This window comes from Streptococcus danieliae (genome assembly GCF_025447695.1).
Classification (GTDB): domain Bacteria; phylum Bacillota; class Bacilli; order Lactobacillales; family Streptococcaceae; genus Streptococcus; species Streptococcus danieliae.
The window spans coordinates 1-16,965 of sequence record NZ_JAOBSU010000027.1 but is presented as its reverse complement, the minus strand read 5'-3'; the positions used below and the strand labels follow the sequence as shown (position 1 = coordinate 16,965).

16 protein-coding genes are annotated in these 16,965 nt (G+C 47.1%); 14 read left to right on the top strand and 2 right to left on the bottom strand.

Annotated features, from left to right (window positions below):
• Positions 1 to 112 precede the first annotated feature (112 nt).
• The 11 genes from pcrA to N4310_RS03010 all read left to right on the top strand — a co-directional run bounded on the left by pcrA (position 113) and on the right by N4310_RS03010 (position 12,444).
• Positions 113 to 2,374 (top strand): DNA helicase PcrA, encoded by a 2,262-nt coding sequence (pcrA, locus tag N4310_RS03060; protein ID WP_262092026.1) that lies wholly within the window; start codon positions 113 to 115, stop codon positions 2,372 to 2,374.
• 9 nt (positions 2,375 to 2,383) lie between these two features.
• The gene (truB, locus tag N4310_RS03055) at positions 2,384 to 3,262 is read left to right on the top strand and encodes a tRNA pseudouridine(55) synthase TruB (RefSeq protein WP_262092025.1); all 879 of its coding nucleotides are present in this window, start codon (positions 2,384 to 2,386) and stop codon (positions 3,260 to 3,262) included.
• Positions 3,263 to 3,275: 13 nt separating this feature from the next.
• Positions 3,276 to 4,199, top strand: a complete 924-nt coding sequence (locus tag N4310_RS03050) for a bifunctional riboflavin kinase/FAD synthetase (protein ID WP_179923540.1) — start codon at positions 3,276 to 3,278, stop codon at positions 4,197 to 4,199.
• Positions 4,200 to 4,865, top strand: a complete 666-nt coding sequence (locus tag N4310_RS03045; protein ID WP_262092024.1) for an antibiotic biosynthesis monooxygenase family protein — start codon at positions 4,200 to 4,202, stop codon at positions 4,863 to 4,865.
• A 101-nt stretch (positions 4,866 to 4,966) separates the two neighbouring features.
• On the top strand, positions 4,967 to 5,386 hold the full coding sequence (locus tag N4310_RS03040) for a Spx/MgsR family RNA polymerase-binding regulatory protein (protein ID WP_160332261.1): 420 nt from the start codon (positions 4,967 to 4,969) through the stop codon (positions 5,384 to 5,386).
• Positions 5,370 to 5,642, top strand: coding sequence for a UPF0223 family protein (locus tag N4310_RS03035; protein ID WP_160332262.1), 273 nt, complete (start codon positions 5,370 to 5,372; stop codon positions 5,640 to 5,642). Before N4310_RS03040 ends, N4310_RS03035 begins: the two co-directional genes overlap by 17 nt.
• Positions 5,623 to 6,432: an inositol monophosphatase family protein gene (locus N4310_RS03030; RefSeq protein ID WP_262092023.1), complete on the top strand. Its 810-nt coding sequence runs from the start codon at positions 5,623 to 5,625 to the stop codon at positions 6,430 to 6,432. Before N4310_RS03035 ends, N4310_RS03030 begins: the two co-directional genes overlap by 20 nt.
• Positions 6,410 to 7,720 (top strand): RsmB/NOP family class I SAM-dependent RNA methyltransferase, encoded by a 1,311-nt coding sequence (locus N4310_RS03025; protein ID WP_262092022.1) that lies wholly within the window; start codon positions 6,410 to 6,412, stop codon positions 7,718 to 7,720. The genes N4310_RS03030 and N4310_RS03025 overlap by 23 nt, the downstream gene beginning before the upstream one ends.
• A 10-nt stretch (positions 7,721 to 7,730) precedes the next feature.
• Positions 7,731 to 10,277, top strand: coding sequence for a M1 family metallopeptidase (locus N4310_RS03020; protein WP_262092021.1), 2,547 nt, complete (start codon positions 7,731 to 7,733; stop codon positions 10,275 to 10,277).
• Positions 10,278 to 10,421: 144 nt separating this feature from the next.
• Entirely contained in the window at positions 10,422 to 11,099 is a 678-nt protein-coding gene (locus N4310_RS03015; RefSeq protein ID WP_179924664.1) for a response regulator transcription factor, read from the top strand.
• The gene (locus tag N4310_RS03010; protein WP_262092020.1) at positions 11,086 to 12,444 is read left to right on the top strand and encodes a sensor histidine kinase; all 1,359 of its coding nucleotides are present in this window, start codon (positions 11,086 to 11,088) and stop codon (positions 12,442 to 12,444) included. Before N4310_RS03015 ends, N4310_RS03010 begins: the two co-directional genes overlap by 14 nt.
• A 58-nt stretch (positions 12,445 to 12,502) precedes the next feature.
• On the opposite strand, the gene rpsT is transcribed toward N4310_RS03010, so the two are convergent.
• Together rpsT and coaA are read right to left on the bottom strand one after the other, a co-directional pair.
• Positions 12,503 to 12,739 carry a 30S ribosomal protein S20 gene (rpsT, locus tag N4310_RS03005; RefSeq protein ID WP_160332268.1) on the bottom strand — a complete coding sequence of 79 codons (237 nt, stop codon included), beginning with the start codon at positions 12,737 to 12,739 and terminating at the stop codon, positions 12,503 to 12,505.
• A 68-nt stretch (positions 12,740 to 12,807) separates the two neighbouring features.
• The gene (gene coaA / locus N4310_RS03000) at positions 12,808 to 13,728 is read right to left on the bottom strand and encodes a type I pantothenate kinase (RefSeq protein ID WP_262092019.1); all 921 of its coding nucleotides are present in this window, start codon (positions 13,726 to 13,728) and stop codon (positions 12,808 to 12,810) included.
• Between the two features lie 89 nt (positions 13,729 to 13,817).
• Between coaA and N4310_RS02995 the strand changes: the two genes are divergently transcribed.
• The 3 genes from N4310_RS02995 (at position 13,818) to N4310_RS02985 (ending at position 16,831) form a co-directional block, all read left to right on the top strand.
• Positions 13,818 to 14,408, top strand: a complete 591-nt coding sequence (locus N4310_RS02995) for a class I SAM-dependent methyltransferase (protein WP_262092018.1) — start codon at positions 13,818 to 13,820, stop codon at positions 14,406 to 14,408.
• A complete protein-coding gene (locus N4310_RS02990; protein ID WP_262092017.1) occupies positions 14,405 to 15,682 on the top strand; it encodes a pyrimidine-nucleoside phosphorylase in 1,278 nt (425 codons plus the stop codon). Before N4310_RS02995 ends, N4310_RS02990 begins: the two co-directional genes overlap by 4 nt.
• A gap of 96 nt (positions 15,683 to 15,778) precedes the next feature.
• Positions 15,779 to 16,831, top strand: a complete 1,053-nt coding sequence (locus tag N4310_RS02985; protein ID WP_262092016.1) for a BMP family lipoprotein — start codon at positions 15,779 to 15,781, stop codon at positions 16,829 to 16,831.
• The last annotated feature ends 134 nt before the right edge of the window (positions 16,832 to 16,965 follow it).

The following is a 16,965-nucleotide window of genomic DNA, read 5'->3' as shown; positions in this document are numbered from 1 at the left end:
TTTTCAAAAAGTTTAACAAAAGGGTCTCGGAAATTCAATGACGGCGATTGAAGGTTAAGGACGGCAAATGTTATAATAGGGAAAGATATTTTCACAACTACAAGGAGATGACATGAATCCACTATTAACGGGTATGAATGAGCGCCAGGCCGAGGCTGTCCAAACGACGGAGGGACCCTTGTTGATTATGGCCGGGGCTGGTTCTGGTAAAACCCGAGTTTTGACCCACCGAATTGCCTATTTAATTGATGAAAAGATGGTCAACCCCTGGAATATTCTCGCGATCACCTTTACCAATAAGGCGGCACGGGAAATGAAGGAGCGGGCCTATGCCTTGAATCCTGCAACCCAGGATACCCTAATTTCAACCTTCCACTCCATGTGTGTCCGCATTTTACGGCGCGATGCCGATCGGATTGGTTATAACCGTAACTTTACCATTGTCGATCCTGGGGAGCAACGGACGCTTATGAAGCGGATTCTCAAGGAACTTAACCTGGATCCGCAAAAGTGGAGTGAGCGAGCGGTTTTGGGAACCATCTCCAATGCCAAGAATGATCTTTTGGATGATCGAGCTTATGAAGCTCAGGCTAGTGATATGTACAGTCAGGTTGTAGCCAGATGTTACAAGGCCTATCAGCAGGAGTTGCGCCAGTCAGAGGCTATGGACTTTGATGATTTGATTCTGATGACGCTTCGGTTATTTGATCAAAATCCAGATGTTTTAACCTACTATCAACAAAAGTTTCAATATATTCATGTGGATGAGTACCAGGATACCAACCAGGCTCAATACCAATTGGTTAAACTGTTAGCCTCTCGTTTCCAGAATATCTGTGTAGTGGGGGATGCTGACCAGTCCATCTATGGTTGGCGGGGTGCAGATATGCAAAATATCTTGGATTTTGAACGCGACTACAAGGCAGCCAAGGTTGTTCTTTTAGAAGAGAACTACCGCTCGACCAAGAAGATTTTGCAGGCAGCCAATGAAGTGATTGTGCATAATAAAAACCGCCGTCCGAAAAAACTCTGGACCCAAAATCCCGAGGGACAATCCCTAGTCTATTACCGGGCCACCAATGAGCAAGAAGAAGCTCTCTTTGTTGCTAAAAGCATTCGCCAGCTGGTCCTAGAAGAAGGGAAAAATTATAAGAACATGGCTGTTCTCTACCGTACCAATGCCCAATCCCGGACTATTGAGGAAGCCTTAATGAAGTCAGCTATTCCCTATACCATGGTTGGCGGAACCAAGTTCTACAGCCGGAAGGAAATCCGAGATTTGGTGGCTTATTTAAACCTATTGGCCAATCACAAGGATAATATTAGTTTTGAGCGGATCATCAATGAACCCAAGCGCGGGGTGGGTCCAGGAACCCTGACAAAATTGCGAGAGTTTGCTCAGCTTCAGGGCTTGTCTTTATTTGAAGCTAGTGGCGAATTGATCCTATCTCCGATTAAGGGTAAGGCCGCCCAAGCTTTGGAAGACTTTGCGGCTATGATGAATCGCCTGCGTCAACAGGTTGATAACTTGAGCGTGACGGAATTGGTCAATGCCCTTTTGGATGAGTCAGGCTACCGTCAAAACCTAGAGGTCCAGCGGACAGTTGAAGCCCAGTCACGCTTGGAGAATATCCAGGAGTTTCTCTCAGTGACCCAGTCCTTTGATGAAGGAGAGGCTGAAGAGGGCGAAACTGGTTTGGACCGCTTGGGTCGTTTCTTGATTGATTTGGCGCTCAGCTCCGAGACTGATGAGGGAGAAGTGGAAGCAGCCGAGGTAACCTTGATGACCCTCCATGCAGCCAAGGGCTTGGAGTTTCCCTATGTCTTTCTGATTGGGATGGAAGAAAATGTCTTCCCGCTTTCTAGGGCCAGTCAGGAACCAGATGAACTAGAAGAGGAGCGTCGTTTGGCCTATGTAGGGATTACCCGAGCTGAGGAGCGGCTGTTTTTGACCAACGCCAATTCTCGCCTGCTCTATGGGCGGACCAGCTATAACAAACCCAGTCGTTTCTTGAATGAGATTTCAGCGGAGCTTTTGGACTACCAAGGCTTGGCCAAGCCCGCTAATACTAGCTTTGCAGTTTCCTATACCAATCAAGCTGGGCAAAAGTTTGGTCAAGGAATGAGCTTGGAGGAAGCCCTACGCTTGCGGAAACAAGCGGTTCAACCCAAGACGGCAGGGATGGTGGCTCTTGCTTCGAAAGCAACCGGAGAAGTTTGGGAAATTGGAGATCAGGTTTCCCACCGCAAATGGGGACTGGGAACAGTCCTAGCGGTATCAGGTTCTGGAGATGCCCAGGAGTTGAAAATTTCTTTCCCAGACATGGGCGTGAAAAAAGTTTTGGCAGCCTTGGCTCCCATTGAAAAACGATAGGAGAGAAGCGTGGAAGGAATTATTGCTGTTAATAAGGCAGCTGGGATGACCAGCCATGATGTTGTTGGCCGCTTGCGTCGCCTCTTGAAAACCAAAAAGGTTGGGCATGGTGGAACCCTAGATCCTCAGGTTACAGGAGTTCTCCCGATAGCTGTCGGCAAGGCAACCCGTTTGATTGAATATATGCAAGATGGGGGCAAGGTCTACGAAGGTGAGATTACTTTGGGTTATGCAACGACCACAGAGGATGCCTGGGGCGAAAGGATTGCAGAATCAGAGGTTCCTCGGGATCTGACTCCAGAAGTCGTTGACCAGTTGATGGCCAGTTTTCAGGGGGAAATCCAACAGATTCCGCCCATGTATTCAGCCGTCAAGGTCAATGGTCGGAAACTCTATGAATATGCTCGGGCTGGTGAAGAAGTCCAGCGTCCGGTCCGCCAAGTGACCATTCAAGAATTTTCCCGTCAGTCAGAGTTCCGTTGGGAGGATGGCTTGCTCCGCTTTGACTTTCGGGTTGTTTGTTCCAAGGGGACCTATGTTCGAACCTTGGCGGTCGACTTGGGTCAAAAGTTGGGCTTGGCCAGCCACATGTCTCGATTGGTACGTACCCAGTCAGCTGGTCTAAGTCTGGCGGAAGCTTATAGCTTGGAAGAGTTGGAAAAACTGGTGGCAGAGGGGCAGGAAAGTTTTTGCTTACCTTTGGAGTTCGGAATTTCCAGTCTGCCCAGCTATGACCTAAGTTCAGCAGAGGCTGAGGAATTACGGTATGGTCGTTGGATCCAGGCTACCAATTCAGAAGAGCGGATGGCAGCCCTTTACCAGGGGCAGTTGTATGCGGTTCTGGAACGAAAGGGAGACCTTTGGAAGCCCAGCAAGGTTTTTGTCTAGGAAAGGAGTAGGCATGAAAAAACAAGTCATTCAAGACTGGCGTGATATTGAACAGAAGGAGTCGACCATTTTGGTGCTCGGTTATTTCGATGGAATCCATAAAGGACATCAGCAGCTCTTTCAACGGGCCCGTCAGTTAGCAGACCAGTCAGGATTACAGGTGGCCCTGCTGACCTTTCCGGAATCTCCGCAGTTGGCCTTTAGTCGATTTCGACCAGACTTGCTCCTGCATTTGTCGAGTTCCGAATTGCGGGAGGAATTGTTGGAGCAGGCCGGTGTGGACCTCTTGTATTTGCAGGATTTTACCAGTGAATTTGGTAGTTTGACGGGGCAAGAATTTTTGGACACCTATGTGGCTAGTCTCAAGGCTCAGAAGTTGGTGGTTGGTTTTGATTACCATTTTGGCTGTGACCGGCAGGGAGCCCAGCTCTTAGCCTCATCCTTCCCAGGTCAGGTGGAAATTGTTCCTTCTTATGATTTGGACGGAAAAAAAGTCAGCTCCACACGGATTCGAGCTGCCTTGGCCCAGGGACAGGTGGAAGAAGTGAGTCAACTACTAGGGCGACCTTATCAGACTTGTGGAATTGTGGTGCACGGGGATGCGCGTGGTCGGACGATTGGTTATCCGACAGCCAATCTGGCTCCTCTGGATCGGCTGCACATGCCGGCAGATGGCGTCTATGTCGTGGACGTTCATGAGGGGAATCGGGTCTATCGCGGAATGGCCTCGGTTGGGAAAAATGTAACCTTTGAAGGGGATGAATTGCGCTTTGAAGTCAATATCTTTGATTTCGCGGCGGATATCTATGGTCATCGTCTGAAGATTGATTGGTTGGCACGCTTACGGGATATGGTGAAATTCTCGAGTGTGCAAGCTCTGATTGAACAATTAGAAGATGATAAAAACCGTGCTCAAGACTGGAAGGAGCGTGACTAAATGAAACCTGTGATCAATCTATTTCGTATTTCCATTCATCCCGAACAAAGGGAGGAATTTCTAGGCTGCCTGGCGGATCTAGCCCAGGCTTCTAAAGAACTGGGTGAGGATCTGGTCAGTTTTTATGGTTTTCAGAGTCCAGAGCAGGGAGATCTGTATCTGGTCTTGGAGATTTTTAGTTCCAATCAGGCCTATCTCCAGTTTTTGAACTCCGATACCTACAAAGATTATAAAGACCAGGTTCAGGCCTATATTCGTGAGCAGGCCTATATTCGCTTGGAGGGGCTGATTTTGCTTGAGAAGTTGAGTAAAGAGCTGCCTCAAGCAGGTTCCGGCTTACGGCTGTCCTTGTTTCAAGCAGAGCAACCCGATAGTCAAGCAATGGATCGCTTGAATCGTTTGATTCAGGAGTACGTATTTGCTGAAGGGGGGCCTCATGCCTTTTATTTGAGCTTTGACCAGCAGTCGCCGACAGATTGGTACCAGATCGAAATCTTTTCGGACCAAAAAGAGGAAGATCTCTTGGGGGGTAAGAAGGGCTTTGACCATGACCAGGTAACCCTTCGCTGGGAGCCACAGGAAATTTTGGATTTTCCCTTGGCGATGGATGTTGTGGAAACTCGAGGGATAGAGCTAATGGAGCTCGATTTTATTGCCAAATCCTAAAGGAGTGGAGCTTTTTGGGTACCTTTTCAAAAAAGACTAGGAATCCCTTTCCGTTTTTGATAAAATAGACATAGTATGTAGGTTGGAAAGCGAATCTTACGATGATTACTTTATTCTTATCTCCCAGCTGTACCAGCTGTCGGAAGGCCCGTGCTTGGTTGAGTAAGCACGAAGTGCCGTTTCAGGAACATAATATTATGACCAGTCCCCTCAGTGCGGAGGAATTGCGTCAAATTTTGTCTTTAACTGAAAATGGAACGGATGATATCATTTCAACTCGTTCGAAGATTTTTCAAAAATTAAATGTGGATTTGGAGGAGCTGCCCATTTCACAACTATTGAGTTTGATTGAGCAGAACCCTAGTCTTTTACGTCGTCCTATCATCCTCGATTCCAAGCGTCTGCAAGTTGGTTTTAATGAGGATGAGATTCGGGCTTTCTTACCGAGGGGCTATCGGAAGCAAGAATTAAAAAATGCAACCTTAAGAGCGGAGATGGATCGATATGAGGAATCAGTATAGTTATCCGTTTGATGAAAGTTGGAGTACTGAAGAATTAGCTTCAGTGCTCTCTTTTTTCAATCGCGTGGAAGAAGCCTATGAAGGTGGGGTTGAGGCCCAGGACCTGTTAGCGGCTTATCAGAAATTTAAACAAGTTGTTCCTGGCAAGGCAGCTGAAAAGACCCTGGGGCGTGAATTTGAGGCGGCCAGTGGTTATTCCTTGTACCGGGCCTGGCAGGCAGCGAAGGAGCGCGGGAATGGCAGAGTTCGACTTTAAGTCCAGATACAAGCTGGCCTTGGATTTGCTGGAAGAGGCTGGGATCATGCTTCGTGAAGCCTTGGAGCAACCCTTAGAGGTCAGTTGCAAGCAGGATCCGACGGACTTGGTCACCAACCTGGATTATCGGGTGCAAGATTTTTTAGTCAGTAAACTCAGTCAGGTTTTTCCAGAGGATACCTTTTTGGCGGAGGAGCTGACCGATCAGCCAGATGCCCGGTCAGGAGCAGTCTGGATTTTGGATCCAATTGATGGAACCAATAATCTGGTTGCCCAGCGTGAAAATTTTGCAATTATGCTGGCTTTTTTTCGGGATGGCCAGCCCGGTTTTGCCTTTATCTATGATGTGATGGGCCGAGTTCTTTTAGCTGGTGGTGGGGTACTGCCGGTTACCTGTAATGGTAAGGCTTTTGCAGCGCCGGCAGCCTGTGTGCAGGTAGAGCGGTCGCTGGTTTCGGGCAATACTGCCATGTTGCGGGATAACACCTTTGGCCTGGCTGATATTGCCCGGGATAGCCTGGGAGTCCGGGTTTATGGAAGTGCCGGCATTAGTTTTCTCAAGGTCTTGCAGGGCAAGCTGTTGACTTATGCCTCCTACCTCCAACCCTGGGATTATGCGGCAGCCTATGTGCTAGCTCCAGCCTTGGGGTATCGCTTCCTCGAAGCTCAAGGGCAAGCCCTTCGTTTTCAGGGCAAGCAGCCCGTTTTCCTAATTCCCGCCCATTTAGAAGATTATTTTTTGGAAAAAATAAGAGGAGGTGGCAGTCATGCCTTTTCCGGCAGGATTTAAAGAGAAATATCAAGCAATCTTGGGATCGGAAAGTTCTGCCTTTCTGGCAAGTTTTGAGGAGGAAGCGGTTTCGGCTTTCCGGGTCAACCCTTTAAAAGAGGCCATCCAGCTCCCAGAAACTGCCCAGCCGATTCCGGGGCTACCCTGGTCTTATTATGGGAAGGTTTCTGGTAAATCCTTACAACATGTGACCGGCCAGGTTTATTCCCAGGAGCCCGCTGCCCAAATGGTGGTGGATGCCGCAGGGATTGAGCCAGGCATGAAGGTCTTGGATTTGGCCGCGGCCCCGGGTGGCAAATCGACTCATATTTTGTCCTACTTGAACAATCAGGGGTTACTAGTCGCTAATGAAATTCATCCCAAAAGGGCTAAAATTTTGGTTGAAAATCTAGAGCGCTTTGGGGCCCGTAATGCAGTAGTGACCAATACCGATGCGGCTACGCTCAGCAAGGTTTTTCAAGGCTTCTTTGATGTGATTGTCTTGGATGCTCCCTGTTCCGGTGAAGGTATGTTTCGGAAACAACCGGAAGCTATGGATTATTGGACTCCGGCTTATCCAAGCCAGTGTGCCAGCCTGCAACGGGAGATTTTGGAGGCGGCTGTGACCATGTTGGCTCCGGGTGGTCGTTTGGTCTACTCGACCTGTACCTGGGCTCCAGAAGAAAATGAAGCGATTGTGGATTGGTTATTGACGGAATATGTATTTGATTTGGAGCAGGTTCCCCTGAAAAATGGTATGGTTGCCGGTTTGGATCAGAGTCAGACAGCCCGGATGTATCCCCATCATTTTAAGGGAGAGGGCCAGTTTGTCGCTCGTCTGCACTACCAGGGTGCCAACAAGGTTCCCAAAAAGAAAGCTCCGCGCAGCAACCTTAGTGCGGAGCAGAAAAAACTCTGGCAAGTCTTTGAACAAGAACACTTGCAGGAGGCTTTGCCAGGAGTCTTGCAGACTTTTGGCGAGGAGCTCTACCTGCTCCCGACAGGTTTGCCGGCTTTGGACAAAATCCGAATTGCCCGCAATGGCTTGCATCTGGGGACCTTCAAGAAAAAACGGTTTGAACCTAGTTTTGCCTTGGGGATGGCTTTGAAGCCCAGTCAGTCGCATCACAAGTATGAATTGCCAGAAGAAGAGTTTCCGGCCTATGTCGCCGGTCAGAGTTTGCCAGCCCACGGTTCGCCGGCCAATGGTTGGTACCACTTAGTCTGTGGCAAAAATGGCCTTGGTTATGTCAAAATTAGTCAAGGGATGGTCAAAAATCACTATCCTAAAGGCTTGCGTTTTCAGTAAAGGGGAGAATATGACAGAATTGCAACGTTTGTATCAAGGATTTCAACCAGAACACTACAGCTTGGAGCTAATGGTAGATCGAAAGGCTCGTACTTTTTCGGGTCAGGTAACCATCCAGGGGCATCTATCAGGCAGCGAGTTGGCTTTGCACCAGAAGGAGTTGGAAATTGTTTCCCTAGCTGTTGCAGGTCAGGACTGTGACTTTGTTGTTGAAGAGGAGCAGGACTTGGTCAGAGCTGCTGGTCTAGAGCCCGGTGATGTGTCAGTTGTGGTCAACTATCGTGGAAAAATTAATGACCGGATGACCGGTATCTATCCATCTTATTACCGCTTGGATGGTCAGGATAAGGAAATTATTTCAACGCAGTTTGAAAGTCACTTTGCGCGGGAAGCCTTTCCATGTATTGATGAACCAGAAGCCAAGGCGACCTTTGATTTAACCTTGCGGTTTGACCAGGTGGAGGGAGAAATTGCCCTGTCCAATATGCCGGAACAAGTACCAGGTCAGGGGGCACAAACCGGTGTCTGGACCTTTGAACGGACACCACGCATGTCGACCTATCTCTTGGCCTTTGGAATCGGAGATTTACAAGGAATTACCGATCGGACAGAACGGGGTACCTTGGTTGGTGTTTATGCTAGCAAGGCTCATCCAGAAAGAAACTTGGAATTTGCCTTGGATATTGCCAAGCGTGTGATTGCTTTCTACGAAGACTATTTCGATGTCCCTTACCCAATTCCCCAATCCCTACATTTGGCCCTCCCGGATTTCTCTTCGGGTGCTATGGAAAACTGGGGCTTAGTGACCTACCGGGAGGTCTATCTCTTGGTGGATGCCAATTCAAGTTTCCACAGCCGTCAACAAGTGGCCTTGGTGATTGCCCATGAAGTAGCTCACCAGTGGTTTGGTAACTTGGTGACCATGGAATGGTGGGATGACCTCTGGTTGAATGAGAGTTTCGCCAATATGATGGAATATGTCAGCGTGGATCACTTAGAGCCAGGTTGGAACATTTTGGAAGATTTCCAGACTAGTGGAATTCCACTTTCTCTTCGCCGAGATGCAACCGATGGGGTTCAGTCGGTCCATGTGCAGGTTAATCATCCAGATGAGGTCAATACCCTCTTTGATCCGGCCATTGTTTATGCCAAGGGAAGCCGGCTTATGCACATGTTGCATCGCTGGTTGGGCGATCAAGCCTTTTCTCAAGGCTTGGGAGACTATTTCCGCAAACACCAATATGGAAACACAGTTGGAGCGGATCTCTGGGCTGCCTTGGAAGCTGCTTCAGGGAAAGAAGTTGGAGCCTTTATGGAGTCTTGGTTGGAGCAACCAGGTTACCCAGTGGTTACAGTTGCGCTTGAGGGGGATGATCTAGTGTTGACCCAGGAACAATTCTTCTTAGGACAAGGAGAAGACAAGGGCCGTCTCTGGCATATCCCTCTAAACAGCAATTGGCAAGGGTTGCCAGATATGATGACGACAGGACGCTTGGTCATCCCAGGCTATGCAGCCTTGGCGGCTGCCAATGCTGAGGCAGGTGCCCTTCGCTTCAATGATGGCAATACAGCCCACTATATTTGTGACTACCAAGGTCTAATCGGAGCCTCCTTGGTTGAGAAGATCGCAGACCTAGATGCTATTAGTCGTCTGCAGTTGGTGCAGGAGCAACAATTGTTGGCAGAAGCTGGACGTATTTCTTATGCTTCCTTGGTTGCTTTGATGAAAAAATGGCCAGAAGAGAAAGCCTTTATTGTTCTCTCCGCTTGGGCCAATGTCGTCCGAGCCTTGGCCCGCTTTGTGGACCAAGATAAGGAGGCCCAGGCTGCTCTGGACCAAAAAGTTTCACAACTCTTTGGTCCTGTAGTTCAAACCTTGGGGGTGGTGCCACAAGCTGGTGAAGCGGAGCAGGATGAATTGGTCCGCCAGGTGGCCTTGGGTCAACTGGTAGAAGCAGGGGATGTCCCTGTTGTGGAAGAAGTGGCAGCCCTTTTTGAACAGTACCAAGAACATTTGGAAGATACACCTGCTTCGATCCGCTCGCAAGTGTTGATCAATCAAATGAAGTCGGCTGAGTCAGCAGAGTTGGTAGAACTCTACCTGGCTTTGTACAAAAATGCAACCGATGGAACCTTCCAACGCCAGCTAGCGGCAGCCTTATCCTATGCTCAAGAGGAGGAGCACCTGCAGTTGCTGCTATCTAAGTGGCAGGACAAATCGGTTGTTAAACCACAGGATTTGGCCATGTCTTGGTACCGGGCCTTCTTGTTGCAAGCTAAGGCGAGTTCGCTAGCTTGGGACTGGGCTGGTCGAAATTGGGACTGGATTGTGGATGCCTTAGGGGGTGATATGTCCTTCGACAAGTACATTATCTACCCAGCTAACAGTTTCCATCGTCAGGATCAGTTGCAGGCCTACAAAGATTTCTTCCAGCCAAAATTGGATGATCTATCTATGCAACGTAATATCATCATGGGAATGAATGAGATTGAGGCGCGTGTTGCCTTGATGGAACGCGATCGGGAGCAGGTTCTAGCTGCTCTAAAAGCGAATTAGGAAATAGTTAAGTTTACCTTGGTAAACTAGAAAAAAAGTAGACAGGGAAAGGCCTGGGGACTGAGGACGAACGGACCATTCATACGTGCTGTTGGTGGTTGGAGAGTCGCAACAGGCCCAGGCTTTTTGAATAGAGGAATAGTGATGATTAAGATTTTGTTGGTCGAAGATGACCTGAGTTTGTCCAATTCAGTTTTTGATTTTTTGGATGATTTTGCAGATGTGATGCAGGTTTTTGATGGTGAGGAAGGTCTCTATGAAGCCGAGTCTGGCATCTATGATTTGATTCTTTTGGATTTGATGCTGCCCGAAAAAGATGGTTTTCAGGTCCTTCAAGAATTGCGGGAGAAGGGAGTTTCCACCCCGGTTTTAATCATGACAGCCAAGGAAAGTTTGGAGGACAAGGGCCAAGGCTTTGAACTGGGAGCCGATGATTATTTAACCAAACCCTTCTATTTGGAAGAGTTGAAAATGCGGATTCAGGCCCTGCTCAAACGCTCTGGGAAATTTCATTTGAATCAGTTGGTCTATGGGGATATTGAAGTTGATCTCAATACCAATAGCACTAAAATGGCAGGGAAAGAGGTCGAGCTTTTGGGGAAAGAATTTGACCTTCTGGTCTATTTCTTGCAGAACCAAAATGTCATCTTACCCAAGTCACAAATCTTCGACCGAATCTGGGGCTTTGATTCTGATACCACGATTTCGGTTGTAGAGGTCTATGTCTCCAAAATTCGGAAGAAACTTAAAGGAAGTGTTTTTGCAGAACATTTGCAGACACTTAGAAGTGTGGGATACATTTTGAAACATGAACAAGGTTAAAGAAAAAGCCCAATCGGCTAATTTTCCGTATTTTATTCGCTATGTAACCGTCTTTACCCTGATTTTTGGAACCATGACCGTGTTGATTTTACAAATTATGCGGTCGGGGATCTATAGTTCGGTCGATGGAACTCTGAGGAACTACAGCCAGAACTCGGAAGCAACGGTTTTAGCAGCCCTTCGGTCCCTAAAAAGTTATACCGATAATATTGCCGGGATTGAAAAGGATTTAAAGAATATTGAGGCGCCCCTTTCGGCCAATTCCGAAGTCCTCTTATTTAATGAAGATGGAGAAGCCTTGTCCACCAATAGCCACTTGTTGGATACCAATAATATTCAGCTAGATGCTAAGAAAAAATTCTATCAGATCCGTCAGGTTGAAATGCGAACCACCTTTGGGAAAAAGGAGCGCTTCCGGGAAATCTGTTTTCCTCTAGAATTGGCCCAGCCCATTGACGGAATTGCCTATGCGGCTGTTTTGATTAACACCAGTCAGATAGAATCAACCAATCAGAGAAATGAAAACACCGTTATCATGGTAATGTTGATCTTCTGGTCGATCTCGCTCTTGGCTAGTTATTACCTGGCTAAATTAACCATGGTCCCACTTTTGGACAGTGTCCAACGCCAAAAAGCCTTTATCGAAAATGCCAGCCATGAACTTCGGACACCTCTGGCAGTTCTTCAAAATCGCTTGGAAGGTCTTTTCCGTAAACCTCAAGCGACTATTTTGGAGGAAAGCGAGTCGGTTGCAGCCAGCTTGGAAGAAGTTCGGAATATGCGTAAATTAATCGCTAATCTACTCAGTATGGCACGTCGCGATGACGGGATTGATCCTGTTTTAGAAACCATTGATGCTCAATTTTTTGAAGATACCTTGGAAAACTTTGAGCTGGTTGCTGAGGAAAATGGGAAGCAATTTACCTACGTCAATGAATTTCAAGGGCAAATCCAATCCGACAAGAGTTTGCTCAAACAGTTACTGACCATCCTCTTTGACAATGCCATCAAATATACTGAGGAAGACGGTCAGGTAGGGATTCAGCTATTCCCCCAAGACCGGAATGGAGACCTGCGGATCCAAGTCTGGGATGATGGGATTGGAATTCCAGATGCAGAAAAAGTCCGAGTCTTTGACCGCTTTTACCAGGTTGATAAGGCCCGGACACGCCAAAGCACAGGTTTTGGCCTCGGTCTAGCCTTGGCCAAACAGATCATTTCGGCCCTCAATGCGACCATTCAAGTCAAGGACAATAGCCCCAAAGGGACGATTTTTGAAATCACCCTCAGTAAAGAAGGGAAAAAACGCTATCGCGCCCGTAATCGAAAAAATGCCTCTTCCTAGGAAGGGCATTTTTTCGTAACTAAAGGCAAAAGAAAAAAGCTCCGAGGAGCTTCTATTCTTATTGAGCAAGTTTAGCAGCAAGGCGTGACTTGTCGCGGCTTGCTTTGTTTTTGTGAATCAAACCTTTTGTTTCTGCTTTATCAATTGCAGCAGATGCAGTACGGAAAAGCTCTTCAGTTGGGTTTGCTTCAAAGTTCTTGATCGCAGTACGCATAGCTGATTTTTGAGCTGAATTTTTTTCGTTTTGTTTTACGTTCAATTCAGCGCGTTTGATAGCTGATTTAATATTTGCCAAAATCTTTCACCTCCATAAATAATAACTATCTAATTATACAGAAATTTTGAGCACTTGACAAGAAAAATTCATTTTTTTAGGTAGATTTTATCAATTTTATGATCATGGTTCTTGTGCAGGATCATTTGTGCCCGATTTCGAGTCGGCAGAATGTAGTTGACCAGATTGACCAGATTGATTTTTTCCCAAACATGACGGGCATAAGCCAGGGATTCCGCTGCGGTCATCTGACTGAAACGGTGGTGGTAATTCTCCGATTTATCCATAGCCAGGTCGCGCAGTTTTAAGAAGCGTTCCAAGTACCACTGCTCGATGAGGGCAGTGGGGGCGTCGATGTAGATGGAAAAATCAAAATAATCGAGACTGAAAAGATTGGGCTGGTCTGAAATTTGAAAGAGATTGATCCCTTCCACAATCAAGATATCCGTGTTTTCCAAGTGGTAGACCTGGTCGCTGAGGATATCGTAACTCTCATGGGAGTAGAGGGGAACGTCGTAGGCATCGCCATTACGGATGTGGTCCAAAAAGTCTAGCAGTTTTTCCATGTCATAGGACTGGGGGAAGCCCTTTTGGTGCATCATATCTTGGGCCTCTAAGTAGACATTGGGGTAGAGGAAGCCATCTGTGGTGACCAGGTCGACCTGTAATTCGGGATAGGTTTGTTGCAGTAGCAAGCGTAGGAGTCGACTGGTTGTAGATTTCCCGACAGCCACGCTACCCGCGATACCGATGATAAAGGGAGACTTACTAGCGGTTTGGCCCAGAAAAGCCCCCTTGGCTAGATTTAGTTCTTCTTTATTTTTCTTATAGATATGAAGCAAATGGATGAGGGGGAGATAGATGGCCTCGATCTCTTCTAATTCGATGGGGTCGTTGAGGCTGCGAATTGCGTCTAATTCGGCCTGGGTTAAGCCGGCCTTGGTGAAATCAGAGTGGAGCTGGCTCCAGTCCTCCCGCTTCATCTGACGGTAGTTAAAAAATTCCTGCATAAGATCCTCGCTTCCTCGCCTAGTATATCATAGGTGTGGTAAGCTGTAAACCGTTTCCATAATGCTTTCAGATGTGATAAAATAAACGTATGAGTAAGATGTATTTTGAGCAGCAGCCGGATGCCGCACATGATGTCCGAGAGTTACGGGTGTCCCTCTTGGGGACAGATTTTTGTTTTTTGGCCGATGCCGGTGTTTTTTCGAAAAAGCAGGTGGACTATGGTTCCCGGGTCTTGTTGGATAGCCTAGATTTTGCACCGGGAGAGCGTTTGCTGGACCTGGGCTGTGGGTATGGCCCTTTGGGGATTGCCTTAGCTAAGGTGCAGGGCCAGCAGGTGACCATGGTCGATGTCAATGAAAGAGCTTTAGATTTGGCAGCCAAGAATGCCCGGGCTAATGGGGTGGAGGCGCAGATCTTTTCTTCAGATGTGTATGAGCAGGTTGCAGGGACCTTTACCCATATTATCTCCAATCCGCCAATTCGGGCAGGTAAGAGTGTGGTCCACAAAATTATTGTGGAGGCACCGGACTACTTGGAGTCTGGTGGAGATTTGACCCTTGTGATTCAAAAGAAGCAAGGGGCGCCAAGTGCTAAGAAGAAGATGGAAGAAATCTTTGGCAATTGTGAAATTATCAGAAAGGATAAGGGTTATTATATCCTTAGGAGTGAAAAGGAATGAGAGCGGTTGACTTAATTCAGAAAAAACGTGATGGCCATGCCTTGAGCAAGGAGGAGATTGATTGGTTGATTGAGGGCTATGTGGATGGATCGGTTCCGGACTACCAGATGGCGGCCTTGGCCATGGCAATCTACTTTAAGGGAATGGATACGCGGGAGATCAGTGATTTAACCATGGCTATGGTGGCTAGTGGTGATCAGGTGGATTTGTCTACTATTCCGGGTATCAAGGTTGATAAGCATTCCACTGGTGGTGTGGGGGACAAGGTAACCCTGATTCTGGCACCGCTGGTTGCGAGCTTTGGTGTATCGGTTGCTAAAATGAGTGGTCGTGGTCTGGGGCATACGGGTGGTACCTTGGACAAGTTGGAATCGATCAAAGGTTTCCAGGTAGAAATTCCGGAAGCGGACTTTATTCAGCAGGTCCAAGAGATTGGTGTTTCTGTGATTGGCCAGTCGGATCAGTTGGTTAAGGCTGATAAGTTGCTCTACGCTCTGCGGGATGTGACCGCAACGGTGGATATCATTCCTTTGATTGCTAGCTCGGTTATGAGTAAGAAAATCGCGGCAGGGGCCGATGCCATTCTTCTAGATGTAACAGTTGGGCAAGGTGCCTTTATGAAAACGATCGAAGAAGCGCGTGAGTTGGCAACAACCATGGTCAATCTTGGAAAAGCAGTTGGTCGTGAAACGGTGGCTGTGGTGACAGACATGAGCCAACCGCTGGGCCGGGCGATCGGGAATCGTTTGGAGCTATTGGAAGCGATTGAGATTTTACGGGGACAAGGTCGTTCGGATATTACGAACTTTGTAAGCGAATTGGGCCAAATGTTGTTGGCTTTAGCAGGTGTTGAAAAATCACTTGAGGAAGTTCGTTCCCATCTTGAAAACGGTTTAGCTCTGGCTAAATTTGAAGAGATGGTGGTGGCCCAAGGTGGTGATTTAGAAGACCTCTATCGGCCGGTCCAAGTGCAAGAGGTGTATGAGGTTAAGGCGCCTGTAAGTGGCTATATTACAGAGCTTCCAGCCCTTTATTATGGTCTCTTTGCCATGAAGTTAGGTGCTGGTCGTGCTGTCAAAACAGATCCTCTAGATTTCGAAACCGGTCTTGTTTTTGAGAAAAAAGTGGGCGATCGGGTAGAAGTAGGTCAAGTTTTGGCGAGAATTTACGCAAATTCGGAAATTCCGAAAGTTATGCTTGAAGAATTTCTGGAAAATGTTAAAATAGGAAAAGAAGAGGTCGAAATCCAGGAAATCATTGAAATCGTTCGTTAATTTTGAAGGACTTTGAATTTCCGGTATCCCTCACCGTATCTTTTGCCTAGTGATTTGGATCACTCATTCGTTCTAACATTTTTTAGGAGGTTCATAATGAACAAGAAACAATGGTTTGATATCGGTTTGACGGCTGCAGCAGCCCTAACATTGGTAGCCTGTGGTAACCGTTCTACCAGTGAAAATGCCGATGCTAAAACAGACCTTAAGGCAGTTATCGTAACCGATACTGGTGGGGTTGATGACAAGTCCTTTAACCAATCAGCTTGGGAAGGTTTGATGGCTTGGGGTAAAGAAAACGGCCTATCTGAAGGAAGCGGTATTAGCTATATCCAATCTCAAAGTGAGTCTGACTATGCCAACAACTTGGAACAAGCAGCATCTAGCGGTAACCAATTAGTATTCGGTATCGGTTTTGCCCTTCGTAACGCTGTTGAATCAGCTGCGAAAGACCGTACAGACACCAACTACGTTATCATTGATGAAGTGATTGAAAACATGGACAACGTTGCTTCTGCAACCTTTGCGGACAACGAAGCAGCTTACCTAGCTGGTGTGGCTGCGGCTAAAACAACTAAAACAAAAGAAATTGGTTTCATCGGTGGTATGGAATCCGAAGTTATCACCCGTTTTGAAAAAGGATTTGAAGCAGGGGTTAAATCTGTTGATCCTTCTATCAACGTTCGTGTGGACTACGCAGGTTCTTTCAGTGATGCAGCGAAAGGGAAATCAATCGCTCAAGCTCAATACTCAGCTGGCGTAGATGTAATCTACCAAGCAGCTGGTGGAACTGGTGTGGGTGTATTCAAAGAAGCGAAAGACTTGAATGAAACTAAAGACGAAGCAGAAAAAGTTTGGGTAGTCGGTGTTGACCGTGACCAGAAAGATGAAGGAAACTACAAATCTAAAGACGGTAAAGAATCCAACTTTGTTCTTGCCTCTACTTTGAAAGAAGTTGGAGCGGCTGTTGCAGACTTGGCAAATCAAGCCAAAGATGGTAAGTTCCCAGGTGGTAAACACCTTACTTACGGTTTGAAAGACAAAGGTGTTGACCTTGCAGAAACAAACTTGTCTGATGACGCAAAAGCAGCTGTTAAAGAAGCAAAAGATAAAATCGTAGCTGGTGATTTAGAAGTTCCAGCTAAATAAACGACATTAGCGAGTTAGAGAGGGGATTCGTGTCCTCTCTCTTTTTTATTAGACTTATAGAATCATTCCCGTTGTCTCTGATCCGATGTATACCAAGGGAATAGAAGAGTATAAAAAGAAAAATCGCCACGGTA

Bases quoted from the DNA above. Each gene is read 5' to 3' on its own strand.
- pcrA (WP_262092026.1), top strand. From the start codon at position 113: ATGAATCCACTATTAACGGGTATGAATGAGCGCCAGGCCGAGGCTGTC.
- N4310_RS03050 (WP_179923540.1), top strand. From the start codon at position 3,276: ATGAAAAAACAAGTCATTCAAGACTGGCGTGATATTGAACAGAAGGAG.
- N4310_RS03045 (WP_262092024.1), top strand. From the start codon at position 4,200: ATGAAACCTGTGATCAATCTATTTCGTATTTCCATTCATCCCGAACAA.
- N4310_RS03040 (WP_160332261.1), top strand. From the start codon at position 4,967: ATGATTACTTTATTCTTATCTCCCAGCTGTACCAGCTGTCGGAAGGCC.
- N4310_RS03035 (WP_160332262.1), top strand. From the start codon at position 5,370: ATGAGGAATCAGTATAGTTATCCGTTTGATGAAAGTTGGAGTACTGAA.
- N4310_RS03030 (WP_262092023.1), top strand. From the start codon at position 5,623: ATGGCAGAGTTCGACTTTAAGTCCAGATACAAGCTGGCCTTGGATTTG.
- N4310_RS03025 (WP_262092022.1), top strand. From the start codon at position 6,410: ATGCCTTTTCCGGCAGGATTTAAAGAGAAATATCAAGCAATCTTGGGA.
- N4310_RS03020 (WP_262092021.1), top strand. From the start codon at position 7,731: ATGACAGAATTGCAACGTTTGTATCAAGGATTTCAACCAGAACACTAC.
- N4310_RS03015 (WP_179924664.1), top strand. From the start codon at position 10,422: ATGATTAAGATTTTGTTGGTCGAAGATGACCTGAGTTTGTCCAATTCA.
- N4310_RS03010 (WP_262092020.1), top strand. From the start codon at position 11,086: ATGAACAAGGTTAAAGAAAAAGCCCAATCGGCTAATTTTCCGTATTTT.
- coaA (WP_262092019.1), bottom strand. From the start codon at position 13,728: ATGCAGGAATTTTTTAACTACCGTCAGATGAAGCGGGAGGACTGGAGC.
- N4310_RS02995 (WP_262092018.1), top strand. From the start codon at position 13,818: ATGAGTAAGATGTATTTTGAGCAGCAGCCGGATGCCGCACATGATGTC.
- N4310_RS02990 (WP_262092017.1), top strand. From the start codon at position 14,405: ATGAGAGCGGTTGACTTAATTCAGAAAAAACGTGATGGCCATGCCTTG.
- N4310_RS02985 (WP_262092016.1), top strand. From the start codon at position 15,779: ATGAACAAGAAACAATGGTTTGATATCGGTTTGACGGCTGCAGCAGCC.